The sequence below is a fragment of the Arthrobacter sp. 49Tsu3.1M3 genome, assembly GCF_900168135.1.
Lineage (GTDB): Bacteria > Actinomycetota > Actinomycetes > Actinomycetales > Micrococcaceae > Arthrobacter.
Map to the genome: position 1 here is coordinate 1 of NZ_FUZD01000009.1, position 25,780 is coordinate 25,780.

21 protein-coding genes are annotated in these 25,780 nt (G+C 69.2%); 9 read left to right on the forward strand and 12 right to left on the reverse strand.

Annotated elements, in window-relative coordinates; translation table 11 throughout:
* Both B5X90_RS11505 and rsmI read right to left on the reverse strand, forming a co-directional pair.
* The coding region (locus tag B5X90_RS11505) for an aldehyde dehydrogenase family protein (RefSeq protein ID WP_143264726.1) at positions 1-468 on the reverse strand (468 nt) is incomplete at its 3' end.
* A 289-nt stretch (positions 469-757) separates the two neighbouring features.
* Positions 758-1,579 carry a 16S rRNA (cytidine(1402)-2'-O)-methyltransferase gene (gene rsmI, locus B5X90_RS11510; protein WP_079553359.1) on the reverse strand — a complete coding sequence of 274 codons (822 nt, stop codon included), beginning with the start codon at positions 1,577-1,579 and terminating at the stop codon, positions 758-760.
* A 192-nt stretch (positions 1,580-1,771) separates the two neighbouring features.
* Between rsmI and B5X90_RS11515 the strand changes: the two genes are divergently transcribed.
* Positions 1,772-3,529, forward strand: a complete 1,758-nt coding sequence (locus B5X90_RS11515; protein ID WP_079553094.1) for a dolichyl-phosphate-mannose--protein mannosyltransferase — start codon at positions 1,772-1,774, stop codon at positions 3,527-3,529.
* Positions 3,530-3,590: 61 nt separating this feature from the next.
* Positions 3,591-5,420 (forward strand): AMP-dependent synthetase/ligase, encoded by a 1,830-nt coding sequence (locus B5X90_RS11520; protein ID WP_079553097.1) that lies wholly within the window; start codon positions 3,591-3,593, stop codon positions 5,418-5,420.
* 21 nt (positions 5,421-5,441) lie between these two features.
* Here B5X90_RS11520 and B5X90_RS11525 read toward each other — a convergent pair whose 3' ends face one another.
* The 5 genes from B5X90_RS11525 to B5X90_RS11545 all read right to left on the reverse strand — a co-directional run bounded on the left by B5X90_RS11525 (position 5,442) and on the right by B5X90_RS11545 (position 10,530).
* Complete coding sequence (locus B5X90_RS11525; RefSeq protein ID WP_079553099.1) at positions 5,442-6,671, reverse strand: TIGR01906 family membrane protein; 1,230 nt, start codon at positions 6,669-6,671, stop codon at positions 5,442-5,444.
* A gap of 112 nt (positions 6,672-6,783) precedes the next feature.
* Positions 6,784-8,010: a L,D-transpeptidase gene (locus B5X90_RS11530; RefSeq protein WP_079553102.1), complete on the reverse strand. Its 1,227-nt coding sequence runs from the start codon at positions 8,008-8,010 to the stop codon at positions 6,784-6,786.
* A 157-nt stretch (positions 8,011-8,167) separates the two neighbouring features.
* Positions 8,168-9,655, reverse strand: a complete 1,488-nt coding sequence (ahcY, locus tag B5X90_RS11535) for an adenosylhomocysteinase (RefSeq protein WP_079553105.1) — start codon at positions 9,653-9,655, stop codon at positions 8,168-8,170.
* Between the two features lie 158 nt (positions 9,656-9,813).
* Entirely contained in the window at positions 9,814-10,047 is a 234-nt protein-coding gene (locus B5X90_RS11540) for a hypothetical protein (protein ID WP_079553107.1), read from the reverse strand.
* 93 nt (positions 10,048-10,140) lie between these two features.
* Positions 10,141-10,530: a DUF3499 domain-containing protein gene (locus B5X90_RS11545; RefSeq protein WP_026537763.1), complete on the reverse strand. Its 390-nt coding sequence runs from the start codon at positions 10,528-10,530 to the stop codon at positions 10,141-10,143.
* Positions 10,531-10,674: 144 nt separating this feature from the next.
* Between B5X90_RS11545 and B5X90_RS11550 the strand changes: the two genes are divergently transcribed.
* Positions 10,675-11,226, forward strand: coding sequence for a metallopeptidase family protein (locus B5X90_RS11550; RefSeq protein WP_079553109.1), 552 nt, complete (start codon positions 10,675-10,677; stop codon positions 11,224-11,226).
* A gap of 59 nt (positions 11,227-11,285) precedes the next feature.
* Here the strand turns inward: B5X90_RS11550 and B5X90_RS11555 are convergent, their stop codons facing one another.
* Genes B5X90_RS11555 through B5X90_RS11565 form a run of 3 tightly spaced genes read right to left on the reverse strand, consistent with a single transcriptional unit; the run spans position 11,286 to position 16,898 of the window.
* Positions 11,286-12,947: a DUF5719 family protein gene (locus tag B5X90_RS11555; protein WP_079553111.1), complete on the reverse strand. Its 1,662-nt coding sequence runs from the start codon at positions 12,945-12,947 to the stop codon at positions 11,286-11,288.
* Positions 12,940-16,332 carry a glycosyltransferase family 2 protein gene (locus tag B5X90_RS11560; RefSeq protein ID WP_079553114.1) on the reverse strand — a complete coding sequence of 1,131 codons (3,393 nt, stop codon included), beginning with the start codon at positions 16,330-16,332 and terminating at the stop codon, positions 12,940-12,942. Before B5X90_RS11560 ends, B5X90_RS11555 begins: the two co-directional genes overlap by 8 nt.
* A 29-nt stretch (positions 16,333-16,361) precedes the next feature.
* Positions 16,362-16,898: a WhiB family transcriptional regulator gene (locus B5X90_RS11565; protein ID WP_079553116.1), complete on the reverse strand. Its 537-nt coding sequence runs from the start codon at positions 16,896-16,898 to the stop codon at positions 16,362-16,364.
* Positions 16,899-17,268: 370 nt separating this feature from the next.
* Between B5X90_RS11565 and B5X90_RS11570 the strand changes: the two genes are divergently transcribed.
* On the forward strand, positions 17,269-17,973 hold the full coding sequence (locus B5X90_RS11570) for a TIGR03089 family protein (RefSeq protein ID WP_079553118.1): 705 nt from the start codon (positions 17,269-17,271) through the stop codon (positions 17,971-17,973).
* A 76-nt stretch (positions 17,974-18,049) separates the two neighbouring features.
* Here B5X90_RS11570 and B5X90_RS11575 read toward each other — a convergent pair whose 3' ends face one another.
* Positions 18,050-18,616, reverse strand: a complete 567-nt coding sequence (locus tag B5X90_RS11575; RefSeq protein ID WP_079553120.1) for a GtrA family protein — start codon at positions 18,614-18,616, stop codon at positions 18,050-18,052.
* A gap of 267 nt (positions 18,617-18,883) precedes the next feature.
* Here B5X90_RS11575 and B5X90_RS11580 point away from each other — a divergent pair, with 267 nt between their 5' ends.
* The 5 genes from B5X90_RS11580 to B5X90_RS11600 all read left to right on the forward strand — a co-directional run bounded on the left by B5X90_RS11580 (position 18,884) and on the right by B5X90_RS11600 (position 24,650).
* Positions 18,884-20,032 (forward strand): 5-(carboxyamino)imidazole ribonucleotide synthase, encoded by a 1,149-nt coding sequence (locus tag B5X90_RS11580; RefSeq protein ID WP_256860198.1) that lies wholly within the window; start codon positions 18,884-18,886, stop codon positions 20,030-20,032.
* Between the two features lie 83 nt (positions 20,033-20,115).
* Positions 20,116-20,640, forward strand: a complete 525-nt coding sequence (purE, locus tag B5X90_RS11585) for a 5-(carboxyamino)imidazole ribonucleotide mutase (protein WP_079553361.1) — start codon at positions 20,116-20,118, stop codon at positions 20,638-20,640.
* A gap of 22 nt (positions 20,641-20,662) precedes the next feature.
* Complete coding sequence (locus B5X90_RS11590) at positions 20,663-22,303, forward strand: LCP family protein (RefSeq protein ID WP_079553125.1); 1,641 nt, start codon at positions 20,663-20,665, stop codon at positions 22,301-22,303.
* Between the two features lie 81 nt (positions 22,304-22,384).
* The gene (gene manA / locus B5X90_RS11595) at positions 22,385-23,674 is read left to right on the forward strand and encodes a mannose-6-phosphate isomerase, class I (protein WP_079553127.1); all 1,290 of its coding nucleotides are present in this window, start codon (positions 22,385-22,387) and stop codon (positions 23,672-23,674) included.
* 4 nt (positions 23,675-23,678) lie between these two features.
* On the forward strand, positions 23,679-24,650 hold the full coding sequence (locus B5X90_RS11600) for a lipid II:glycine glycyltransferase FemX (protein ID WP_079553129.1): 972 nt from the start codon (positions 23,679-23,681) through the stop codon (positions 24,648-24,650).
* A gap of 53 nt (positions 24,651-24,703) precedes the next feature.
* Here the strand turns inward: B5X90_RS11600 and galE are convergent, their stop codons facing one another.
* Complete coding sequence (galE, locus tag B5X90_RS11605) at positions 24,704-25,675, reverse strand: UDP-glucose 4-epimerase GalE (protein ID WP_079553131.1); 972 nt, start codon at positions 25,673-25,675, stop codon at positions 24,704-24,706.
* Positions 25,676-25,780: the final 105 nt, after the last annotated feature.

Here is a 25,780-nt window from a genome sequence, read left to right on the forward strand (position 1 = left end):
CTTGGTCACCAGCAGCCGGGACTTGCCGTCCGGGGAGACCGAGTAGCGGCCGAACGCGCGGACGGCCTCTTCCGAGAACCAGCGCAGGAACTCGGCGCCGTAGGTGACCTCGCCACGGGCCTCGGCCAGCGGCTTGCCCATCTCCAGGGTCATCAGGAGCGCGAAGTCCTCGGCCCGTTCGCTCACCAGCTCGAAGGCGCGGCGCAGGATCTCGCCGCGTTCCCGGGCCGGGACCTTGGCCCAGGATTCCTGCGCGGCCGCGGCCGCGTCCAGGGCCGCCTTGCCGTCCTCGGGACCGGCGTCGGCGATGCTGAGCAGGACCTTCCCGGTCGCGGGATCCTCGACGTCGAAGGTCTTCCCGGACACGGCCGGACGCCATTCGCCGTTGATCAGCAGACCCGTCGGAACGGACGCCAGCAGGGCGCTCTCCCGGTCCGCGGAAACAATAGGCTGGGCAGTTACAGTCACAATGACTCCCTCGTCAGCAATTCGGTTTGAACTAGTGTGGGCACAAGTTTTCAAATGAGTTTTCGTTGCAGGCGCTCGTTCCCACAGGCAGGCACGGGCGTCTGGATTACTGCCACGGTACTGCCGTGCTCACTGGCAAGTCTATGCATGCCCGCACTACCGGATCCAGAATATGCTGTGCAGCTGCACAACCATTCTGCGTGGGCGTGGAGTCCGGTTCCGCCGGGCCCCCGAGGCCGGGCGGCGCGCCGAATCCCGCCGGGCAACCACCACCTGCCCAACGCACGGCTCAGCGCGCGGCGAGGACCGCGGCATAGAGTTCGCGCTTGCTCACCTTCGCGTCATCGGCCACCGCGGAGACGGCCTCCTTCAGCCGGATGCCCTGGGCTATCAGCCCGTTGACGGCGGCCACATGGTCCTCGGGACGGCCGGGTTCGCGTTCCGGGGCGCCGCCCACTACTACGGCGATTTCGCCGCGCACCTCGTTGGACTCGGCCCATTCAAGCAGTTCGCGCAGGGTGCCGCGGATGACCTCTTCATAGGTCTTGGTGAGTTCACGGCAGACGGCGGCCCGGCGGTCCGCGCCGAAGCTTTCGCGCAGGGCCCTCAGCATGGGTTCCAGCCGGTGGGGCGCCTCGAAAAACACCATGGTGCGCCGCTCGGCGTCGAGATCGGCCAGCCGCGAGGAGCGTTCACCGGCCTTGCGCGGCAGGAAGCCCTCGAAGCAAAAGCGGTCCGTCGGCAGGCCCGACAGGGCCAGGGCGGTCAGCACGGCGGAGGGTCCCGGCGCCGCGGTGACGGTGAGGCCGGCCGCCACGGCGCCTTCAACCAGCCGGAACCCCGGATCAGAGACGGAGGGCATGCCGGCGTCGGTCACCATTACCAGGGTCTTGCCGGACCGGACCTGGTCCAGCAGGTCAGCCGTCTTGGCCGCCTCATTGTGCTCGTGGTAGCTGATGATCCGGCCCGCCACGGTGACGCCGAGGTTCTGCACGAGGCGGTGCAGCCTCCGGGTGTCCTCCGCGGCGACGATGTCCGCCGTCGAGAGCAACTCCACGAGCCGTGCCGAGGCATCGCCCGTGTTGCCGATCGGCGTCGCGGCGAGGACGATCCTGCCGGGGCCGTCAGGGGCGAGAACACTGGCGGAAACAGACGCGGAATCAGGGGCGGGAACGGCGCCGACGGCATCGCCGTCGAGGAGAGGTTCGAGGGGAGAAAGGGGGGAAGGGCTGGGTTCGTGGTCCACAGGACCAGCCTACTGCCGCCGGGGCGGGGCCCTGCGAGCACAGCTGCGAAAGGTAGCATGGGCAACGTGACCCAGACCCCCACGCGGCAGCCCGAGACAGGCCCTGATGCATCGCCGGCTCCAGGCCAGAGCCGTCCGAACGGCCGGGCGGCCGGCAAGGACCGGAGCCGCTTCAGCACCGGCCGCAACCTTGAAGGGCACCGCTGGATCGGCCGGCCCGCCGAGGCCAACACCCCGGAGGCCCTCAGGGAACGCCTCATAGGCGGCCTCCAGAGCTGGCGGGACTACCCGGCGTCGCTCCGGCTCTGGTACTGGCTCATTCCCGTCCTGACGGCCGCGCTGGGCGGCGTCCTGCGGTTCGTCCGGCTGGACACGCCGCGCAACCTGGTCTTTGACGAAACGTACTATGTCAAAGACGCATACTCATTCCTGGTCAGCGGGTACGAGCGCAGCTGGCCGGACCGGGCGAACGACTCCTTCATCGCCGGCAACCCCGGCGTGCTGCTGAACACGCCGGAGTACGTCGTCCACCCGCCGGTCGGCAAGTGGATGATCGCCGCGGGCATGTGGCTGTTCGGGTCGGACAACCCCTTCGGCTGGCGGTTCGGTGCGGCCCTGACGGGGACACTGTCCATCCTCCTGCTGGCCCTGATCGCGCAAAAGCTCTTCCGCTCGCTCACCTTGGGTGCCGTGGCCGGCATTCTGCTCGCCGTGGACGGCCACCACCTGGTCATGTCCCGGACTTCGCTGCTGGACATCTTCCTGATGTTCTGGATCCTCGCCGCGTTCGGGGCCCTCCTGATGGACCGCGACGACGGCCGGAGGCGGCTCGCTGCCCGGCTCGGCCGGCAGGCCGCGGCCTCCGCCACGGGCCGGCCCTCGGCGCTGCAGCTCACCTCCGGGCCCTGGCTCGGTATTCGGTGGTGGCGCCTCACGGCGGGCGTCTGCCTGGGCCTGGCGGTCGGCACGAAATGGTCCGCCCTGTTCTTTCTGGCCGGATTCGGCCTGCTGACCGTCTTCTGGGACCTCAGTGCACGGCGCATAGCCGGCGTGCATGCCTGGATCAGCGGCGGCATCCTCAAGGACGGCGTCCCGGCCTTCCTCAGCATCGTTCCGGTGGCCGCCCTGGTCTACGGCGCCACATGGACCGGATGGTTCCGTTCCACGGACGCCTACTTCAGGCACTGGGCCGAGGCCAACCCCTCGGCCGAGTGGGGCTGGCTGCCGAACGCCGTCCGGTCCCTGGCGCACTACCACCTGGAGGCCTACAAGTTCCACCAGGGCCTCAGCGCCGACCACCCCTACGAGGCCAGCGCCTGGAGCTGGCTGGTCATGGGCCGGCCCACGTCCTTCTTCTACGAATCCCCCGGGCAGGGCACCCCGGGCTGCGAGCTGACCAACTGCACCACCGCCATCCTCTCCGTCGGCAACCCGCTGATCTGGTGGAGCGCCGCCGTGAGCCTGGGTGTCCTGCTGTTCTGGTGGGCGGGACGCCGCGACTGGCGCGCAGGCGCAGTCCTGGCCGGTGTGGCCGCCGGGTATCTCCCCTGGTTCATGTATCCGGAGCGCACCACCTTCTTCTTCTACGCTGTGTCCTTTGAACCGTTCCTGGTGCTGGCGCTCGTCTATTGCCTGGGGCTGGTGCTCGGCCAGCGCACCGACCCCCTCTGGCGCCGGCGGTCCGGGTTCTACCTGGTGGCGCTGTTCGTGGTGGCGGCCGTGCTGGTGTCCGCGTTCTTCTACCCGGTCTGGACGGCCGAGGTGATCCCATACCAGGACTGGCGCATCCGGATGTGGATGCCGTCCTGGATCTAGGGCAGGATTGCAGGGGAATGTCCGCCGAACTCCGGGCGGACCGGGAAATGGAGACTCGGCTGTGAGAGAAGCAAGCACCGGACTGCTCGTGGAGCTGGACCCGGAGAGCAACGTGACCGACCTGCTCCTGGAGCAGCACGCCAAGGATCCCGTGCACGCCCTCTACTCCCGCAAAGGCCCCGGCGGCTGGACCGACGTCTCCGTCCAACACTTCCTGGAACAGGTCACTGCCCTGGCCAAGGGCCTGATCGCCGGCGGACTCACGCCGGGCGAGACCGTCGCGGTCATGTCCGCCACCCGGTACGAGTGGACGGTGGTGGACTTCGCCATCTGGTTCGCCGGTGGCGTCACCGTCCCGATCTACGAGACGTCCTCCGCGGCCCAGGTCGAGTGGATTCTCCATGATTCGGGGGCCCGGCGGGTGTTCGTCGAGGACCACGCCAGGGCCGCCCTCGTCCAGGGCGTCCTGGACGCCTCCACCGTCCTCGGTGACCGGCTTGTGGCCGTCGTGCGGATGGAGCACGACGGCGCCGCACCAAACCTCGCGAGCATGGCCGCGGCCGGCACCGGGGTGACCGACGCCGAGCTGGAACGCCACCGGACCGCTGCGTCCCTGGCGGACGTCGCGTCCCTGGTCTACACCTCGGGCACCACCGGCAAGCCCAAGGGCTGCGAGATCACCCACGCCAACTTTGCCCTGGTGGCCAAAAACATCGTCCTGTTCCTGCCCGAGCTCCTCATGCAGCCGCGTTCCCGGACGCTGATGTTCCTGCCCCTGGCGCACGTCCTGGCCCGGGCGGTGCAGGTGGTCTGCCTGAGCTCCGGATCCACCCTCGGCCACACCGCCAGCGCCAAAGAGCTCCTGGAAGACCTGGACAGCTTCAAACCCACCTTTCTGCTGGTGGTCCCCCGGATCTTCGAAAAGGTCTACGCCGGAGCCGCGCAGAAAGCGGAGGCCGCCGGCAAGGAACGGATCTTCACCGCCGCAGCGGCGGCCGCGATCGACTACTCCAAGGCCCTCGACGCCGCCTCCCGGGGCAACGGCACGGGCCCGGGACTCCTGCTGCGCGCCCGGCACGCAGTCTTCGACCGGCTCCTGTACCCCAGGCTCCGGCAGGCCTTCGGCGGCCAGCTGCAGTACACAGTCTCCGGCGCGAGCCCGCTGAGCTCCAACGCCGCCCATTTTTTCCGCGGCGCGGGCATCCCCGTCCTGGAGGGCTACGGCCTGACCGAAACCACGGCGCCCTGCACAGCCAACACCCCGGCACGGACCAAGGTGGGCACCGTCGGCATCCCGGTGCCGGGCACCACGGTCCGGGTGGCCGACGACGGCGAGATCCTGGTCAAGGGCATCGGCGTCTTCAAGGGCTACCACGCCAACGAGGCCGCCAACGCTGAAGCCTTCGTGGACGGGTTCTTCCGGACCGGCGACCTCGGCTCCCTCGACGAGGACGGATTCCTGACCATCACGGGCCGGAAGAAGGACCTGCTGGTCACGGCCGGCGGCAAGAATGTCGCCCCGGGCCCGCTCGAGGAGAAGATCCGGGAGCACCAGCTGGTCGGCCAGGCCGTGGTCGTTGGCGACGGCCGGCCCTTCGTCTCGGCCCTGGTGAACCTGGACCCGGAGGGACTGCGCAACTGGTGCGCCGCCCGGAAAGTGCCCGTCATGGCGCCGGCCGAAGCCGCCGCGGACCAGAGGGTCCGGGCCGCGATCCAGGAAGCCGTCGATGCCGCGAACCTCACGGTCTCCAAGGCCGAGTCCATCCGCAGCTTCGTCATCCTGGACGCCGACTTCACCGTGGAATCAGGGCACCTGACTCCGTCGCTCAAACTCAAGCGGGCCGCCGTCGTGCGGGACTACGAACAGCACATCAACCGCATCTACGGCTGACTCCGGGCGACTGGCCCGTCGTCAGACGGTGTGCCGGGTGCGCGCCGCGCCCTCTGCGTCGCTGCCGGCCGTGCCGTCCGCCGCGGGCGCATCCCCGGCGGTGGCGCCAGTGCCGGCGCCCGCATCAGTATCGGCGCCCTTGGACGTGGCGGCGGCCTTCTTGCCCAGGCCCCGACGCCGGCGCGTCGGCCAGGTCAGGACGAGGGTGACCAAGGAAGCGAGCAGCACGAGACTTCCGATGACGATCCCGGCGTCCATCCAGAACTGGCCCGGGAAGAGCCGGATCAGGGTGTCCTGAAGCGTAAATGTCCAGGTCCCATTGGCGAAGAAAATACGGTGGAAATCGGTGAAGAACTGCTCCCAGCCGAGCACCGCGAGGGTCCCGAGGCCGATGATGAGCGCAAGGGTGACGATCGAGCCGGCGAACAGCCCGCGGCGGACTCCCCCGTTATGGCGCCGCTTGAGGTAGATCACGGCCACCAGGCCCAGCAGGATCAGCAGGGTACCGGCGCCGAAAGTGGACAGGATCACGGCCTTGACGTCGGCCATGTGGCTGACTTCGCCGTCCTTGAACAACCGCTCCCCGCTTTGGTCCACAAGGTCGCCGAGGTAGCGGGGGCCGGACCAGTTGCTGAGGTAGTCCACCGCGTAGGAACCGTACGTCATCCGGTCATCGGTGCTGAAGCCGTAGCCGTCACCGGGGAAGCCCGGACGGTTGTATTCCACCCAAAGGAACAGGGGGCTGGTCACGGCGCGGACGGCGAGCACCAGCAGGATGACCGGGTAGAACACGGCGAGCAGCACCTGAAGCACCCGCGGGAGGACGGGCTTGGCCTTGGCCGCCTGCTCGCGTTCTGCAGTCCGGCGTTCGGCGTTGCGGCGTTCGACTTCGTCCTCGGGGGCCGGGTCCGGACGTGCACCGGCTACTGCCCCGCGCTCCTCATCATCCGACGGGGAAGTATTCGACGGCCCGGTGGCGGCGGCCTCGGCCGCCTTGCGGTCGGCGCGGCTCTCCGGCTGGCTGGCGGTAGGCGCTGCCGACGGCGCTGCCGTGCCCGCGGTGGGCTTGCCGGCGGCTGTGGCCGGTCCTGCCGGTCCTGACGGGCCGGCCGCCGTGCCGGCGGCTGCGGCTGGCCCTGGCTTGCCGGCGGCGGCCGGCTTCATCCAGTCGAACGCCGGTTCGTCGGTGTCGTCCGACGGATCCAGGTGCGGATCCGGCCGGTCGGGAGGGGTGGGACTCTTGTCAGTCACGTGGAGCTTCGCTTCCGTAGGCTTCTGCGCTGCCCGGCCTGCGCCCGGCTGCGCAACTTATCTGGCTCTGAGCCTACCGTCAGAGGATTGGGCTCAGCGAGGTGCCACCCCGTCAGTTGGCGTATTGGGCCCAAGGGATGTTCCAGTCCCCGAAGCCGTCATCGAAGTTGGCGTACTCCCCCTCGGTGTTCACCACCTGGACGACGTCGCCGGTGGTCATATTGTCGAACACCCACTTCGCGCCGTCCGGGCCCAGGCCGATACAGCCGTGGGAGAGGTTTGTCTTGCCGATATAGGGCATCGCGGACTCTGTGGCCTGGTGGATGAATTCCCCGCTGGGCGTCAGGCGCGTGGCGTAGTTGACGTCCAGCTGGCCGTAGTAGGCCGGATCCCCCGGTTTGAGCCCAATCGTGGAGGCATCCATGTGCTCCACACGGTGCTTCTCCATGAACACGAGGAAGCCCCGTGCCGACGGGAACCGGGTGTCACCCATGGTCGCCGGCCAGTGTCCGGCCGGCTTGTCGTTGATGCTGACCGAGAACGTATGGGCCTTGGCGTCGGCAACGGCCACCTTCTTGTCCCCGATGTGGACCGTCACCGTCTTGTTGAAGTTGCCGACCTGCCCGTTGCCGAGCTCGACGCCGAACAGCTTCATGTCCATGGTGATGGTGCTGTTCGCGGCCCAGAAGGCCTCCGGCCGGTACCTGACAGTGTTGTTGTTGAACCAGTGGAAATCACCCACCTGGCCGGACGTCGAGGTGATCTTGATGGCCTTTTCGACGGCGGCCCGGTTCAGGACCGGCTCGCTGAAGGTGATCTGCAGGGGCTGGGCCACACCCACCTTCATCCCGTCCAAGGGGTAAATGGCGGCGTCGGCCTCGTTGGCGGTGGAAACGGTGGTGAACGCCCGGGTGCTGTGGGTTTCGCGTCCCGCGTCGTCCACCACGGAGTACGTGAAGTTATACCGCGTGTTGAACGTCAGGTTGCCGGAGGACGTCCAGGCGGACCCGTCCGTGCCCAGGGTGCCGTCAACGGTGTCGCCGCCATCACTCGTCAGGGCCACGCGGTCAATCCGGCCGTTCGTGACCTTGAGGGAAACCGGCGCCGCAGGGTTGACCTGCTTGGCGCCGTCGGCGGGCGTGACGGCCAGTTCTGCGGGGGCGACCACCGGGACGGCGAGTCCCGGCGTCGTCCGGGCCGGGGATCCGGCCTCGGAGGAAATCCCGGACTGGGCCAGCCCCGGAGCCGCCGCGGCGAAGGCTCCGCCGCCGGCTGCCAGGGCACAGAGCACCCCCAGCAGGGCGATCTTTCGGCCGGTACTCCAGGTTTTCAGGGCCATCACAGGACCCGGGCGTTTCCACACGTCATCCTGCCAGCATAAGCGAATTACCTTGGAACCCCGGCCCGATTCGACCACGATCCGGTTACAAAAGTGCCCCCAAAACGGTCACAACAAAGGGCCCCGGACCTTCGTCAGGGGCCAGTTGGGAGGGTTCCTAGTAGCGGTAGTGGCCGGGCTTGTACGGTCCGGCCACATCGACGTCCAGGTACTCGGCCTGTTCCTTGGACAGCTCGGTCAGCTCCACGTCGAGGGCACCCAGGTGCAGGCGGGCGACCTTTTCGTCCAGGATCTTGGGCAGGACATACACCTGGTTCTCGTATTCACGCTCACCCTCGGGCTGGCCGGCCTTCGTGAACAGTTCAATCTGGGCGATCGTCTGGTTGGCGAAGGAGTTGCTCATGACGAACGAGGGGTGCCCGGTGGCGTTGCCGAGGTTCAGCAGGCGGCCTTCGGACAGGACGATGATGGAGCGGTTGCCCTTACCCGTGGCCGGGTCAGCTTCGAAGACCCACTCGTGGACCTGGGGCTTGATCTCGACCTTCTTGATGCCGGGGACCCGCGCCAGCCCGGCCATATCGATCTCGTTGTCGAAGTGCCCGATGTTGCCCACGATGGCCTTGTCGCGCATCTCGGCCATGTGCTTGGCCACGATGACGTCCTTGTTGCCTGTGGTGGTGATGAAGATGTGGCCTTCGCTGAGGACGGACTCCAGCTTGGCGACCTGGTAGCCGTCCATGGCCGCCTGGAGCGCGCAGATCGGGTCGATCTCCGTGACGATCACGCGCGACCCTTGGCCGCGGAAGGCTTCCGCAGCGCCCTTGCCGACGTCGCCGTAGCCGCAGACGACGGCGACCTTGCCGCCCATCAGGACATCGGTGGCGCGGTTGATGCCGTCCGGCAAGGAGTGGCGGATGCCGTACTTGTTGTCGAACTTGCTCTTGGTGACGGAGTCGTTGACGTTGATCGCCGGGAAGAGCAGCTTGCCCTGCTCCGCCAGCTGGTACAGGCGGTGCACGCCCGTGGTGGTCTCCTCGGTGACGCCGAGCAGGAGGGCGCCGATGCGGGTCCACTTCTGCGGGTCGGCCTCGAGGGATGCGCGCAGCACGTCAAGGAACACCCGGCCTTCTTCGGACTCGTCCTCGGCGGCGGCGGGGACGGCGCCGGCGGCCTCGAACTCGACACCCTTGTGCACCAGCATGGTGGCGTCGCCGCCGTCGTCGAGGATCATGTTCGGGCCCAGCTCAGGGTTGGCGTCGGCGCCCGGCCAGGTGAGGATCTGCTGGGCGGTCCACCAGTACTCCTCCAGCGTCTCGCCCTTCCAGGCGAACACGGGGACGCCCTGGGGGTCCTCGACGGTGCCGTTGCCGACCACCACCGCGGCGGCGGCTTCGTCCTGGGTGGAGAAGATGTTGCAGGAGGCCCAGCGGACTTCGGCGCCGAGGGCGGTAAGGGTCTCGATTAGCACCGCGGTCTGGACGGTCATGTGCAGGGATCCGGCGATCCGGGCGCCCTTGAGCGGCTGGCTGGCGCCGAACTCCTCGCGCAGGGACATGAGTCCGGGCATCTCGTGCTCGGCGAGGCGGATCTGGTGGCGGCCCGCCTCGGCCAGGGAAATGTCCGCAATCTTGTAATCGAAAGTCATCTGAGTCCTTTGTTGTGGCCGGTGGCATCGCGTGTCTGGAGCTGGGCGATTCTGGATTGGAGCAGGATCTAAGCAGTCATTCGGTGCCGCGGGCCACCCCGATGGGTGCCCGGCAGCGTTCTTGGGGGCCGCTATTCCGCGGCGTGGCGCGGGGCGCGCTATTCCGCGGCGTGGCGCGGGCCCGCGTCGTGCTGATCAGCGGGGGCCGCCGCGGCGGCGGGCAGGAGTTCCGGCGGCAGCAGCAGCGGGATGCCGTCCTCGATTTTGTACCGCAGCTTGTTCCCGGCGCCATCTGCCGTGACGGTGACGAGCTCGTCGCCCTCCTGCACCAGGCCGGAGCCGGTGACGGGGCATCGCAGGACGGACAACAGTTCGGAACTGAGCTTGGGCATGGTGAACGCTCCCTGATGGGCGCCGCAACAGGGCGCCGGTGGCTAAGTGGCTGACGGCTTTTTGCAGTTTCCACCCTACCGCCAGTTGGCGCCTTAGGAAGGTTCGCGCAGGACGCGCAGATGTCCGCGCCGGGCTCCCTCGGCCGGGGCCGGTGCCTCCAGCGCCGGGTGCAGCGTGCGCTGCCCCTTCGCCGTCTCTGCCGCTGCCGGGCGGGAGGCTGCCTCGCGGACCGCGTTGGCGAGGGCCAGGAGGTCGTCGGGGCCGGGTCCGGCCGGGGTTGCGGGCATCGCCAGCCGCATGACTTCCCAGCCGCGCGGCACGGTCAGCGAGTCGGCGTGCTGTTCGCACAGGTCGTAGCAGTGCGGTTCGGCGTACGTCGCCAGCGGGCCCAGGACGGCAGTGGAGTCGGCGTAGACGTACGTCAAAGTGGCCACCGCAGAATTGCGGCAGGCAGACCTAGAACAAATACGAATTGCACCCACGACATCACAGACTACTCCCCCTCGGAGCGGGGGCTGCGCATTGAAACGTCTGTGGTTGTGCCGCGGCGGCGCCGCGGCGGGACCGCCGCGGATCGCCGTCGGGGCTGTATCGCGTATTTCAGTGCGCGGGTTTAGAGTCAAGATATGCAGTCATCGCACCACGATTCGGGTTTCACGGTCCGGTTGGCTGACCCCGACGCCGGACGCACAGGCGCCGGTTCCGGCCCCGCCGGCGCGTCTCTGGCCGGGTCGCCTGCCGCCGTCCAGGGAAAGACCTTCCGGCAGCGCCGCAGGAACCGGCACGGCCGGGGCCTTCGCGGCGAGCTCATGCTCCCCACCCTGCCCGGCTACCGGACCCGCTCCGACCTCTTCGATGACTTCGTCCTGGACTCGGCCCAGCGGCTGCACGACATCTGGGGCAAGCCGCTCGACGGCGTCCGCTTCGCCGTTGACGAGATCCCCCCGGGCCTGGAGCAGCTCGTGGCGGACCGCACGCCCGCGCCGATGGGCGCTTTCACGGCCGCGACGGCCGAGGACGGACCGGTCATCACGCTGTACCGCCGGGTCGTGGAGCAGGTGTGCGGAACCCGGGACGAGCTCCAGGACCTCGTGCACGACGTCGTCGTGGAATACACGGCAGAGATGCTCGGCGTACCCCCGGAGTCCCTCGACCCTGTCTATCGCCGCCGGTACTAGCCCGGGCCTGCGCCGACCTCCCCGGGCCCAGTAGCCCAGCGCCGCCCTGTCCCTCGGGCCTAGTAGCCCAGCGTGACGGGGACCTGCCGTTGTCCTGCCGCTTCCGGCGCCAGCGCCACCGCGGAAATGTCCTGCCGGCCGTCCTGCGCCAGAAGAAGTGCCCCGTACGCCGGATCCCCGGCGGCGGAGACCACATAGCCCACGAGCGGCGAGCCGCCCACGTCAGCGGGGATCTTGATGGACACGGTGGTTCCGCCGGCAATATCGGCGGTGCCCGCGGTCCGGATCTTGCCGTCCGCCGTGATCGGCGTGTAGGTCACTGTCGCCCGGCCGGCGGGGGCACCGAGAACGAGTTGCCGGTCGCCCGTGCGCGGAACCGCGACGATATGCTGGCTGCCCAGCCGGGCCGAGGCGGCGGAAAACGCGATGTCCGCCGCGTCCCCGGACTGCAGTCCCCGCGTGAGCCGGGCAGTGGCCGCGAACGAGACATCCGAGCTCGCCGCCACGGTGTAGGTCCCGGCCGGGACCCCGGCCAGGGAAACTTCAGTGACCGCGCCGGCCTTCGCGGTCACCACGCCGCCGCCGGGCAGCGCCTTTTGGCCGTCGGGACCATACAGCTTGATCTCGACCACGGCGTCGGTGGCCCCCGGCACGGCGACCTCCAGGGCCGGTCCCGCGTCGGCGAAGCCGGGCTTTGCCTTGAGCGCGGCCAGCGCCGCGGGATCCTGGATGTCGAGACCGGCGGCCACCTGGCTGACGGACGGGGCGGTGCCGGGGGTGATGAAGTCGACGCCGCCGGGCGTGAGGCCGCGGAGCACGCTTTGCTGGATCACGGCAGCCACCGGGCCGCCGGTGCTGCGGACCCGCACGCCGAGCCGTTCCTGTCCCGGCGCGAGCCCGGCCAGGATGATGGAGCGGGTGCTGCCGGGGGCCACCAGCAGCCCGCGGCTTCCGGGAGCCTGGATCGGGCCCTCAGAGCCAAAGAGGTCCAGGCTCACCGTCGCCGGCGTGCTGGAGGCGTTGGTCAGGTTCAGGACTGCCGACCGGCCGAGCGCCGTGTTGGCGCCGACCAGCCAGAGATCGTTGCCGGGCTGCTGGCACGCGGCGGCCGCGGAACCCTGGAGGTCCCCGTCCTCGGCCGTGTAGCTCAGGACGGCGCCGGCAGCTGCCTGGTGGTTGTTTTGGGCATCGGCGCTGAGGACGCTGATGTTGTCCACTTCGCGCTGGGGCACGACGCCGGCGACCAGCACGGGCGTGCGGGCCGCCGCCGCGGAAGCTGCGGGCGCGGAAGCTGTGGGCGCGGCGGCCGGCGCGATTTCGGCGAGCGGGGCACCTTTAAGCGGGGCGAGCCGGCTGCCGGGGATAATGCCGGCGCTTGAGCCGAGCACGGCGGCGCTGACGGCTGTCTTGGCGGTGGCGGATTCCGGACTGAACTGGGGGTCGGTGCCCACGGGGGTGCCCTCAAGCAGCCGGGCCGGGCCCGGGCAGACCCCGACGCTGCTGCCGGCCGGAACCGCGGCGACGGGAGCCTCGAGCTGCCTGCTGGCGGGGTTCTGGGGCGTCAGCGACGCCGCCGATACCAGGCCGCCGCCCGCGGCAACGAGGGCGGCCGCGGAGAGGATGCCGCCGATCACTCCGGCCCGCGGCAGGCGCCGCTTCCGCGGCGACGGACCCGTCTCGGCATTTGTTTCGGTTTCTTTTTCGTTGTCGCCCTTAGACATGCTGATGTTCCTTACGCAGGGAGGCTTCGTCCCTGGACAGGCCGGTGTTGGACCGGCGGGCAGGCATGGGCACGGCGAGGAGGACGGTCAGCCCGATCATCACGGCCTGCGCAATTCCGATCAGGACAGCCCACGGCGCTTCGTAACGGATGCTCAACTGGCCGCCCTGGGCCGGCAGCGTGAAGGCCTGAGACCATCCCGACGTCGTTGAGGTCAGGCGGCGCCCGTCAAGCCAGGCACTCCAGCCGGGATCGGCCCGCTCGGCGAGCACCACCAGGCGGCCCTCGGGGCCGGCCGGAACCGTGCCGGCCGCCGAAACTTCTTCGGAAGGGAGCAGTCCGATGGCGGCGCCGCTGCCGTCCACCACGCGGACCCGGTGCGCGACGTCGGAGTCCGTGATGCCGGGACGGTCCAGCGGGCTGACCCGCCAGAGCCAGCCCGTGCCCGTCTGGCCGACGGCGACAAGTCCGGGGACTGCGTCCATGCGGCTGGCCGTCAATTCGGAGGCTGAATCGGCAACCCGGAGCACGACAAAGCCGACGCCGAGCCGCTCGAGGTCCTGCCGCGGATCCACGCCTTCGCCGGCGACGATGGTGGCCACGACGTTCCGGAGCGATCCGGCGACGGCGTCGTCGTCGCGCACCGTCTCTTGGCCGGGCGCTCCCATGATGCCGCGGGCGGCGGCGATCGTTGAGAGTGCGTCCAGGGTGGTCCCGGCTCCGCGCATGAGTGTTGCGTCGAAGCTTCCGTCCTCGTTGCTGGCAATCAGGAGCGTCCTGGACTGTTCCGGGCCCTCGCCGCGGTCAACCGCCGTGGCGGGCAGAGTGCGGGCCTGGGCAGGCTGGACGAGCCTCGGGGTCCCGAGACCGGAAGGTCCTGCGTTCGCGGCCTGTGCCGGCGCCTGTGGTGGTGTCTGCGACGTGGGCTGCAGCAGGTTTTGTGCGGTCCACACGGTGAACCCGGCCAGGGGCGCGGCCAGCAGCAGGACCAGGGATGCCGCGGCTGTGCCGCGGATCAGGACCTTCCGTCCCAGCCCGGTGCCGGCGGTCCGGTCGGCGGCGTCCAGGAGACCTTCGGCTCCGATCAGGGCAGCGCCCAGGAACGCGAACGCGGCCGCCGAAACGGCGGGGCCGGGGAACGGCGTGACCAGGACCTCGGCGCTGGCGCCGGACGCAACATGCCCGGCGAGCCAGCCGCCGGCCAGCATCAGGACGGCCACGGCCCATAGGCCCCGTGCCGTCCGGGTGCGTCCGGCCGGCACAAGCCGGCGCGGCATGAAGAGTGCGGCCAGGGCCAGCAGCAGCACCGGCAGCCCGAACAGCAACGCCAGCAGCAGTGCCCACGGCGGCCCGGCCGGCCCGGCGGAACCGGCGGCGGACCCGGCGAAGGCGCTGAGCCCGGTGAGTCCGGCGCCGGCGTCGAAGTTCAGCGGCTGGCCCAGGGCCTGTTGCCACAGCGGGGCGGCGTCGAAACCGAGCGGCAGGCCCGGATCGGCCAGGAGCGCCCGCGGCCGGTCCAGGACCGAGAAAACGAAGGGCAGGAACAACGCCAGGCTGGGCAGGAGCGCCCACCACACCGTGCGGCCGCGACGGCCCAACAACACACCGCAGAGGGCCACGACGGCCATGGACGGCAGCAGCAGCGAGGGCGCCGCGGCAGTGACCACGGCCAGGGCGAGGCCCGCGGCGGCCGCAGCCGTCCACGACGGCGTCCCGTTGACTCCCGGACGGGCGGCCGGCGTGGGGATGAGCCGTCCCTGCCCCGGGGCCGAGACGGCGTGGATGCCGCGGCCCGCGGCCGTGCCAGTCGCCCGGAGCAGCGCCAGGACGACCACCGGGATCATGACGTGCGCGATCAAGGCGCCGAGCCGGCCCTGGTTCAGGGACACCTGGAGTGCCGGCGCCGCGGCCCACAGCAGGGCGGCCGCCAGGCGCAGCCTCCGGCGGGCCGTCAGGGCGCCGGCAGCGAACCACGCGCCCAGCGCGGACAGCGGCATGGCGAGGATCAGCAACCAGCCGACCCCGCCGTTGGCGTCGCCGGCACCGAGCACGCCGAGCACCCACAGCAGGTAGCCGAAGGGGTCGCCGTGGCCCGGAAGGCCCGCGCCCAGGCTGATCCACCAGGTGGAGGCATGGTTCCAGATTTCGGAGAGGCGCAGTGAGACGGGGATCAACGCGCCGCCCGAGACAGCCGGGGCCCGGAACAGGTTGAGCAACCCTGTCAGGGAGACCGCCAGGGTCAGGAGTATGGCCAGCACCGCACCGCTGCCCACCCACCCGCGGTCCGGGGTGGCGATGGCGGCGAAATCGTCGGTGTTGCCGGTGGGCTGCTCGGCCAGCGGACCGGCCCCTGTGAATTCGCTGCCGAAGTCGTCGGCGCCGAGCGCCTCAATCAGGGAGCGCCGGTGCGCCCAGACCTCACGGCGCGGCGTCTGCAGTCCCTTCATGACGGAACGCCGGATCCGGCGGGTGCGCGCGGCATTGCGGCGTCCGCGGACCACCGCCGCCGGGCGGCCCAGCGCGGCAAAGGTCGCCAGCAGTTGGGAGAACCCGTGCCCCGGGTCCTTAACCGCAATGCTCAGGACGAGTTTGAAGAGGCTGCCCAGGAGCGCGCCGGCCGCGTGCAGCGGGACTTTCCAGCCGGCCGCGTGCTTGAGCCGCAGGTGCACCTGCGCCTTGCGTGCGGCCGTCGCGTTGCCAAGGGCATGGGGACGGTGCGAGACATGGAACATCCGGGCGCTGGGAACCACCACCACGCGGTGCCCGGCGAGGCGGTTGCGCCAGCAGAAGTCGACGTCGTCGCCGCTTCCGGGCAGGGCCGGATCGAAGCCCCGGAGCTCCTCCCAGATGTCGCGGCGGACCAGCATGCCGGCGGAATTGACCGCAAAGGTATCGCTGCGGCCGTCGTACTGGCCCTGGTCGAGCTCGTCGGCGTCGATCAGCGTCAGCCGCTCGGCCCAGCGGCTCGTGGAGAGCCCGACGTCGATCAGCCGCCGCTCGGCATGCCAGTCCAGCTGCTTGCAGCCTGCCACCGTGACCGACGGCGCCCGCTCGACCGCACGGAGGAGTTCGGCCAGGGCCTCGGGTGCCGGTGCGGCGTCGTCGTGCAGCAGCCAGATCCAGTCGGTGCCCGGCGCGGTGGCGGCGGAGCCCTCCGCAGGCGACGGCGCGAGGGCCTTGAGCCCGGCCATGACGGCTGCACCCATGCCGGACCTGGGCTGGTCGAAGACGGTGACATTGGCCTTGCCCAGTTCCTGTTCAAGGAGGGCGGCGGAGTGGTCGCTGGAGCCGGTGTCGACACCGATCACGGCGTCGGCGGGCCGTGTTTGGGCCGCCAGCGCCGCAAGGGTCCTGGGGAGAAAATCACCGCCGTCGTGGGAGACCACGACGGCGGTGACTCGTACTTCTTGAAGAATTAGACTGCTCGCTTCCTAAGCCGGCGCCGCTCGCGCTCGGAGAGGCCTCCCCAGATCCCGAAGCGCTCGTCGTTGGACAAGGCGTATTCGAGGCACTGGGAACGCACGTTGCAGGCGCCGCAGACTTTCTTGGCGTCGCGGGTGGAGCCGCCCTTTTCGGGGAAGAAGGCTTCGGGATCAGTCTGGGCGCACAGGGCATCGGTCTGCCAGCCGAGTTCGCCCTCGTCGTCGAATTCCTGCCGGGACGGCAGGCCGATCCAGACTGGCTGCCCGGCGGTACCGGGCGAATGGAGCTCCATCGGCGGGTCGAGGGGATCGGTGTCATGATCCGGGCCGGCGAGGAGCTCGTCGTGCGCTGCGAGGAAGGCCGTGGCGGCCTCCTGCAGGGAATCCTTGGTGTGTTCGTTATAGCGGTCAGCCGCGTCCGGATCCGCCGGATCTACGTACCAGTCAGTCGGCACGCCGCGTGACCGGTATTTCGCCGTGGCCTGGCCGGCAACTACGGCATCTTCATGGATACGCTCTGCTAGCCCCATGGCGTCCCCCTCCTGATTTGCAGCCACTGCAAGACCCCCTTGGACACTCGGTTGAGTGCCGGTTTTTGTGCAGTGGCTTTAGATAACTAATTACACGCGTGTAAGTATCCGGGAGTCAAGCCACGGCGGAGATAATAATCAACTTGATACACAAAGTAGAGGCACGCCACGCCCGGAATTTTTTCGCCTCTCCCGCGAGAACCCGCGGAATAATCAGGGTACTGACCACTTTTGGGGGTTTTCATTGAATTTTCGGGAAATTTTCCCGCGCCGGGCGCGGACCCCGCCGAACGCGGGGGCCGCCGGGGTGACGGACGTCACGGAGCCGGGGACGGATTGGCCGTGACATCCGCCGTGGCAAGATGAGGGCATGAGCATTCCGGCAATCGACCTGATGACAGCGCTGCGGTCCGGCCAGGCCACGGCGCCCCGGCTGACCTGGTACGGCCCCGATTCGGAACGGGTTGAACTCTCTGGCCGCGTGCTGGACAACTGGGTCGCGAAGACTTCCAACCTGCTGCAGGACGAACTCGACGGCGAACCGGGCATGCGGCTGCGCCTGGACCTGCCCGCGCACTGGAAGTCGGTGATCCTGGCCCTAGCGGCCTGGCAGCTTGGCATGGAAGTGGTCTTCGACGACGCGGAGGCCGACCTGCTGGCCACCGCGGACCCGGGTCCGGGCGCCGCCGCGGGCGGGTTCGACGCCGTCCTGGCCGTGTCGCTGCCGGCGCTGGCCATGCGGTGGACGGGTGAACTGCCCAGCGGCGTCCTCGATTATGCCGCCGAGGTCCGCTCCCACGGCGACATTTTCATGCCCCACGTGGACCCGGAGGCGGACCGCCTCGCGGTCCGCACCTCCGCCGGCGCAGTCCATGCGCACGGGGCGCTCCTGGACGGTTTTGCCGCGGCCCAGGACCCCGGACTGCGGCTGCTCGTTCCGGCGGCCAACGGCCTCGAAACCGTCCTTGCGCAGTCATTGGGGACCTGGAAGGCCGACGGTTCCGTGGTCCTGGTGCACCCCGAGGTAGAGGTGACCGGCAAACTGCGGGACGCCGAGCGCATCAGCGGGGACTGATTACCAGGCGCTGAATTCCCGGCACTGATCCCCCCGGCACTCATTCCCTGGTACTGACGTCCAGGCCGGCGGTTCCTTAGGACGGCGGGCCGGGCAGTTCCGGATCGTTGACGGGTTCCCGGACGGCCGTCGTGGCAACGGGCTGGGAGTGCGGGTGCCGTTCGATGATCTCGTGGTCGTGCGAGAACTCCGGCTCTGCGTCGAGTTCCTGGTTGAACACCAGGAAGCGGTAGGCAAAGAACCGGACCACGGTCGCAACCAGGATGCCGACCACCCCGGCCAGGAAGAGCATGTTCTTGTCGGTGACCCCCATGCCGTACTTCGCGACGGCGGTCAGGCCGGTGGAGATGCCGATGCCGATCCCGTTGATGATGAGGAACATCACGAACTCGCGCAGCACGTTGGCCTGCCGGCGGTGCCGGAACGTCCAAAAACGGTTCGCGACCCAGGAAAAGACCGTCGCCACGCTGGCCCCGAAGAAGCGGGCCTTGGCCTCACTGTCGGTCATGGGACCGTGCATCAGGTAAAACGTCAGTCCGTTGTCGATGACGAACGCGATGCCGCCGACGGCACCGAACTTGGCCACTTCGCGCCAGAACAGCGAGGCCAGCCCGCGCATGCGCTCGTTAAGTGTAGTAATCATGACCCTCCGTGGCCTTCTGGAACTGTCGGCCATTGGGCCAAACGCCCATTTTAGCGCCGTTTCCCGGGAGTCCGCCCGCGGCGGCCGCCCGGACGGCTCCCCGCGCACCCGGCGCCGGGCGCCGGGCGGGCAGGTGCGAAACCCCCGTCCCGGCGCCGTTCCCGCGCTTGCCAATCCCCAAAAGCCGGTTCCCGTGAGGTTTTCGGTAGGCTGGGACTTGTGACTTTTCCTGTAATCGGTGTTGTTGGCGGCGGCCAGCTTGCCCGCATGATGGCCCCTGCCGCGACCGCCCTAGGCTTTGAGCTCCGTGTTCTCGCCGAAGGCGAGGACGTCTCCGCAGTCTCTGCCGTGGCTAACGCCCCGGTCGGCGACTACAAGGACCTGGAGCATCTGCTCGAGTTCTCCCGCGGCCTGGACGTCCTGACCTTCGACCACGAACACGTTCCCACGGAGCACCTGCGGTCCTTGATCGGTGCCGGCGTGAACGTCCATCCCGGCCCGGATGCCCTGGTCAACGCCCAGGACAAGCTGGTGATGCGCGCCGCGATCGACCGGCTCGAGCTTCCGAACCCCACGTGGGCCTCCGTCGCCAATGTCGCGGACCTCGTCGCCTTCGGCGAGCAGACCGGCTGGCCGGTGGTTTTGAAAATGCCCCGCGGCGGCTACGACGGCAAGGGCGTGCGCATTGTGTCCTCGGCCGGGGACGCGGCGGAATCCGCCGACTGGTTCGAGGCCATGTCACCCCTGCTGGCCGAAGCCAAGGTGGAATTCAGCCGCGAGCTCTCGGCCATGGTCGCGAGGACGCCGGACGGTGAAACACGGGCCTGGCCGGTGGTGCACACCATCCAGGTGGACGGGGTGTGCGATGAAGTCATTGCCCCGGCCCTGGACATCTCCGTCGATGTTGCCGCAGCCGCGGAAAACGCCGCGGTCCGGATCGCCGGCGAACTCGGCGTGACCGGTGTCATGGCCGTCGAACTCTTCGAGACCCCGGGCGTGGGCGCAGGCTTCCTGATCAACGAACTCGCCATGCGCCCGCACAACACCGGGCACTGGACCCAGGACGGCTCGGTGACCAGCCAGTTCGAGCAGCACCTGCGGGCCATCCTGAACCTGCCGCTGGGCGCCACTGACCTGCTGGGGCCCGTCGTGGTGATGAAGAACTTCCTCGGCGGCGCCAACCAGGACCTCTATTCCGCCTTCCCCGCCGCCCTCGCGAGCGAGCCGGCCGCGAAGGTGCACTGCTACGGCAAGGCCGTCCGGCCCGGGCGGAAGATCGGCCACGTCAACCTGGTCGGGACCTCAGCCGCCGACGTCGACTCCGTACGGCAGCGGGCCACCACTGTGGCCGACATCATCCGGAACGGCCGGGCCCACGCCGGCGCAATGCCGGCAACCTCCGAGGAGACCGCATGAGCACCGCAGCCAGTCCCAAAGCCAACAAAGCGGGAACCCCCCTCGCCGGCACCCGCGCGGACACCCCGCTCGTGGGCCTCGTGATGGGCTCGGATTCGGACTGGCCGGTCATGGAAGCCGCCGCCGAAGCCCTCGCCGAGTTTGGAATCCCGTTCGAGGCCGACGTCGTCTCGGCCCACCGGATGCCCACGGAGATGATCCGCTACGGCCAGACGGCCCACGAGCGCGGTCTTCGCCTGATCATTGCCGGCGCCGGCGGCGCCGCGCATCTTCCCGGCATGCTGGCCTCGGTCACTCCCCTGCCGGTGATCGGCGTCCCCGTGCCGTTGAAGACCCTGGACGGCATGGATTCCCTGCTGTCCATCGTGCAGATGCCGGCAGGCGTTCCTGTCGCCACCGTCTCGATCGGCGGCGCGCGCAACGCCGGCCTCCTGGCCGTGCGCATGCTGGCCTCGGGCACGGACGAACTGGCCATCCGGCTCCGGGCGGACCTCCTGGAGTTCGCCCAGGAGCTGAACGACGTCGCAACCCGGAAGGGCGCGAACCTGCGGAACAAGGTCAGCGAAGTGTTCGCCGCCGGAAACGTCACCCCGCGCAGCAGCAATTAAGGCAGCCATCAGGAATCCCGGCATGAGCAACAGCTACGCCCCCACACACCGCCCTGAGCAGTCCGGGCGGGCACTGGGCGACCCGGTCCGGCACCCCTCTGGCGCCCCGTCCCCGGTGCTCACCAAGCGGGCGTTCGTCCTGATTCTCATGACGCTGCTGGTTCCCGGCAGCGCCCAAACCGTCGCGGGCAACCGCCGGCTTGGCCGGGCTGCGCTGCGCGTGACCTTCACAGTCTGGGCGTTGGCCCTGCTGGCCGTGCTGCTCCTGCTCGTGTCCCGCTCAACGCTGATCAACTTCCTCACCGGTACGCTGCCCTCGCTCGTGCTGGTGCTCGGCCTCGGCTGCCTGGCTATCGGCTGGGCCGCCTTGTTCCTGAACACCTTGCGGCTGATCCGGCCCGGGATGCTCGCGCCCAGGATCCGTCTCGCGGTGGTGCTGGCACTCGTGCTGGCCATGATCCTCAGCAGCGGATCCCTGGGCTACGCGGCCTATCTGCTCAACGTCAGCCGCAATGCCATCGGCAGCATCTTCTCCGGCTCCGGCCCCACCCTTGAGCCGTCCGATGGCCGGTACAACTTCCTGATGATGGGCGGCGACGCCGGAGCGGACCGCACGGGCCGCCGGCCGGACAGCCTCTCGGTGATCAGCGTCGACGCCAAGACCGGCAGCACGGCGATCATCTCGGTGCCCCGCAACCTCCAGAACGCCCAGTTCAGCGCGGAATCGCCGATGCGCCAGGTTTACCCGGAAGGGTACAACTGCGGCGACGAATGCCTGATCAACGCGATCAACACCGAGGTCACCAACCAGCACCAGGACCTCTATCCCGGGGTGGCGGACCCGGGGGCGCAGGCCACCCTCGAAGCGGTGTCCGGAACGCTGGGCATCAAGGTCCAGGCCTACGTGCTCGTGGACATGGACGGTTTTTCCAAGCTCATCGACGCCATGGGCGGCATCCGGATCAAGGCCGGCGGCTGGGTCCCCATCAGCGGGCCGATGGTGGACGAAGCCAACGGCATCCACGGCATGCCGGACGGCTGGATTCCGGCGGGAGACCAGACACTCGACGGTTTCCACGCCCTTTGGTATGGCCGGTCCCGGGAATTCGTGGACGACTACGCCCGCATCCAGCGCCAGCAGTGCGTGCAGCAGGCGATGCTGAAGCAGCTCGACCCGGCAACGCTGCTGGCCAAGTTTGAGGACATCGCCAAGGCCGGCACGAAGGTGGTCGAGTCGAACATCTCCTCCGGCCAGCTCGGCAGTTTCGTGGACCTGGCCATGAAGGCCAAGGGCCAGGACGTCAGCCGCCTGACCATCGGTCCGCCGGACTTCGACGCCGCCTTCTCCACGTCCCCGGACTTCAACGTCATCCACGCGCGCGTGGCGAAACTGCTGGCCAGCCCGTCCGCCGGCGCCGCCGCTGATGACAACGCCGTTGACGATGCGGTCCTGCAGCCCGGAACGGCCGCCGGGCCGCTCTCCGCCGCCGGCCCCGCCCCGGCCACCGATCCCCCGCCCGCGCCGTCGGACTTCACCCCGGTGACCACCACGCCGGACGGCGAACCGATCACCGAAGAGATGCTGAACCAGTTCAAGCGCAACGGGGACGAACAGTCCATCCGCGACCTCGTCGCCACCAACGGACAGTGCGCGCCGCTCTAAGCCCGGCAGCAGCCTTGAGAGCAGCAGTGCGACCACATTTCTTTGACGAGACATTTTCATTGATCAGACAGGGACCAGGCCATGTACGAACTTGAGAACGTCCTCCGGCCCTACGCCTGGGGCTCCCCGACGGCCATCGCCGGGCTGCTGGGCAGGCCGGCGTCCGGCGGTCCCGAAGCGGAGCTCTGGATCGGCGCCCACCCGGACTCCCCGTCCGTCGCGCTGACGCCGGCGCCCGGCGGTGCAGGCCGGCACGCACCTGCAACGCACGACGGCGGGCGGCTGCCGCTGGACGCGCTGATCGCCGAGGATCCGGAGCATTACCTGGGCAGCGCGAGCGTGGCCGAATTCGGTCCGCGCCTGCCGTTCCTGCTCAAGGTCCTCGCGGCCGAAACGCCCCTGTCCCTGCAGGTGCACCCGACGCTCGCCCAGGCCCGGGAGGGCTTCGCACGCGAGGAAGCCGCCGGCGTCGACCCGGCCGCGACAGAGCGCAACTACAAGGACGATAACCACAAGCCCGAAATGATCTTCGCGCTGACTCCCTTCGAGGCCCTCTGCGGCTTCCGGCCGGCCGCGGAATCCCGTGCGGTCTTCCAGCATCTGGCGGCGTGCTTCGAGCTCGCCGGGCTGGAGCTGCCGCCGCTGGTCCCGCTGCTGCTCGAGGACCTCGCGCAGCCGGACGAACCCGCGGCCCTGCGCTCCGCCTTCGAACGCCTCATCACCGGCGGCGGGGACATCGCCGAGGCGACGGCGACGATCGTTGCGGCCCTCGCCTCCGGTGCCCCGATGGCCGGGCACGAGGCGGAACTGTCCACCGCGGTGAGCCTGAACGGCCGGTACCCGGGAGATCCCGGCGTGCTGATTTCCCTGCTGCTGAACCGGATCTCCCTCGCCCCCGGTGAGGCCGTCTACCTCCCGGCCGGCAATGTCCACGCCTACCTGCACGGCCTCGGCATCGAGGTCATGGCGTCCTCGGACAACGTGCTCCGCGGCGGCCTCACGCCGAAATTCGTGGACGTGCCGGAACTGCTGAAGACCGTGGCGTTCGAGGCCGTCGCCGTGCCCATGCTCGCCGCCGAGACCACCATGCTGGGCCAGGAACTCTTCCGGCCTCCGTTCCGGGAATTCCAGCTGCAGCGGATTGAACTGGCGCCCGGCGCGGAGCCCGTCCCGCTGGCGCAGTCCGGTGCCGGCGTCGTCATTGTCACTCACGGCTCTGTCCGCCTCGACTCCCCCAAGGGCGAGCTGCGGCTCGAACGGGGTGCCAGTGCCTTCCTGCCCGCCGCCGAGGCACCGGTCAACGTCCACGCCGTCTCCGGCGCCACCGGCCCCGCCCTGGCATTTGCCGTCACCACCGCATTGGAAGCCTGACACCATGGATTATTTCCTGCAGAGCCCACAGTGGGCACAGTTCCAGCGTTCGCTGGGACGCACCGTCCACGAACAGTCCGGACCCGGGTGGCGCTTCCTCGCCGTCGAGGAATCCAATCCGGCCGGCAAACTGCTGTACTCCCCGTACGGCCCGGTCGCCGAGTCACTGGCAGCGTTCGACGCCGCACTGGCGGCCCTGACGGACCTCGCCCGGAGCAGCGGGGCCGTGTTTGTCCGGGTTGAGCCGGTCACCGCAGGGTTCACCGCCGCCGAGGCCGACTCGGTACTCCGCAGCCGGGGCCTGCAGCCGGCGCCGGCCAGCCAGCAGCCTGAGCTCAGCTGGATTGTGGACCTCGACCGGGACTTCAAAGACGTCCTGGCGGACATGAAACCGGCCAACCGGAACCTGTTCCGCAACATCCACAAAAAAGGCGTGACCTTCCGCTCCAGCCAGGACCCTGCCGAGATCGCCATCCTCCTGGACTTCTTGCATATGACGGCCGCCCGCAACGGCTTCAAGCCGCAAAGTGACGAATACCTGAGCCAGGTGGCACGGTCACTGATGCCGGCCGGCGCGGCGACGCTGTTCATCGCGGAGCTCGACGGCCAGCCCATCGCCGCAGCCCTGGCCTACGATTCGGCCGACACCCGGACCTACGCCCACGCCGCCCTGGACGACACCCACCGCAAGCTCAGCGCGGGCATCCCCCTGCTCGTCACCCTGATCGCGGACGCCCAGACGAAGGGCCTCAAGCACGTGGATCTCTGGGGCGTGGCGCCCGAGGACCAGCCCGACCATAAATGGGCCGGGTTCACGGCGTTCAAGAAGTCGTTCGGCGGCCGCGGGATCGCGTATCCCGGAACGTGGGACCTGCCGGTCCGGAAGGTGCGCTACGGCAGCTATCAGCTGGCCCGCAAGGGCGCCCAGCTCGCGAAGCAGCTGCGCGCCCGGTCCCGGGCCCTCGCCAACCGCTAAAGGCCAGCCGGCCGCCCGGGCCGCCGTGTCCCGGTGGCCGGTTGGTGGCGGCGTTAGTTGGCCGTAATGGCGTGCCGCTGGGCGTCGTAGGCGCTGGCCACCATCTGCTCCACGGAGTGCCGCATCTTCCAGTCGAGATCGCGGGCAGCGAGCGTGCCGTCGGCCACGATCCGGTCCGGATCCCCCGCCCGCCGCGGACCGATTTCAGGTTCGAAGTCGATTCCCGTGACGTCGGCCATCGCCGTCATGATCTGGCGCACGGACAGCCCGTCCCCGGATCCGAGGTTGTACACCCGCTCCAGCGGCTTGCCCGCCTCGAGCGCCTGGGCGGCGGCCACATGCGAGGTGGCCAGGTCCGCCACGTGCACGTAGTCGCGTACGCAGGTGCCGTCCGGGGTGTTGTAGTCGATGCCGTTGATGCGCGGCGTCTTACCGGCGGTGAGCGCCCGCAGCACGATCGGGAAAAGGTTGTGGGGGCTGGTGTCGTAAAGCTCGGGCGCCCCTGAGCCGACGACGTTGAAGTACCGCAGCGAGGTGTGGTTCAGGCCCCGGGCCCGGCCCTGGTCACGGATCAGCCACTCGCCAATGAGTTTGCTCTCGCCGTAGGGCGATTCCGGGTTGGTGGGCGTCGCTTCGGTGACGATGTCGCCGGTGGGCGTGCCGTAGGTGGCCGCGGACGAGGAGAACACCAGTTTGTCGACGCCGGTGAGCTCCATGGCCTTGAGCAGCTGCGCGGTGCCTGTGACGTTCTGTTCATAGGTCAGCAGCGGCTCCTGGACGGAAACCCCGGCGTACTTGAAACCGGCCAAATGGATCACCCCGGTCACCGCGTGCTCCCGCAGCGTACGGGCCACGAGGTCGGCGTCGAGGATGCTGCCATGGACGAACGGCACATCGGCCGGCACGAACTCACGGTGCCCACTGGAGAGGGAATCAATCACCACCGGCTGGATCCGGGCACCGCGTAAAGCGGAAACCACATGAGAACCGATATATCCTGCACCGCCAGTTACGAGCCACGTCATGGCTCCACCCTATCTAATCCCACGGGCACAGGCCGCCCCGCCGCAACAGGCACGTCATCATGCACCGGGTTTAAGACGACGAATCCCGGGCCGCGGAGGCGGGCC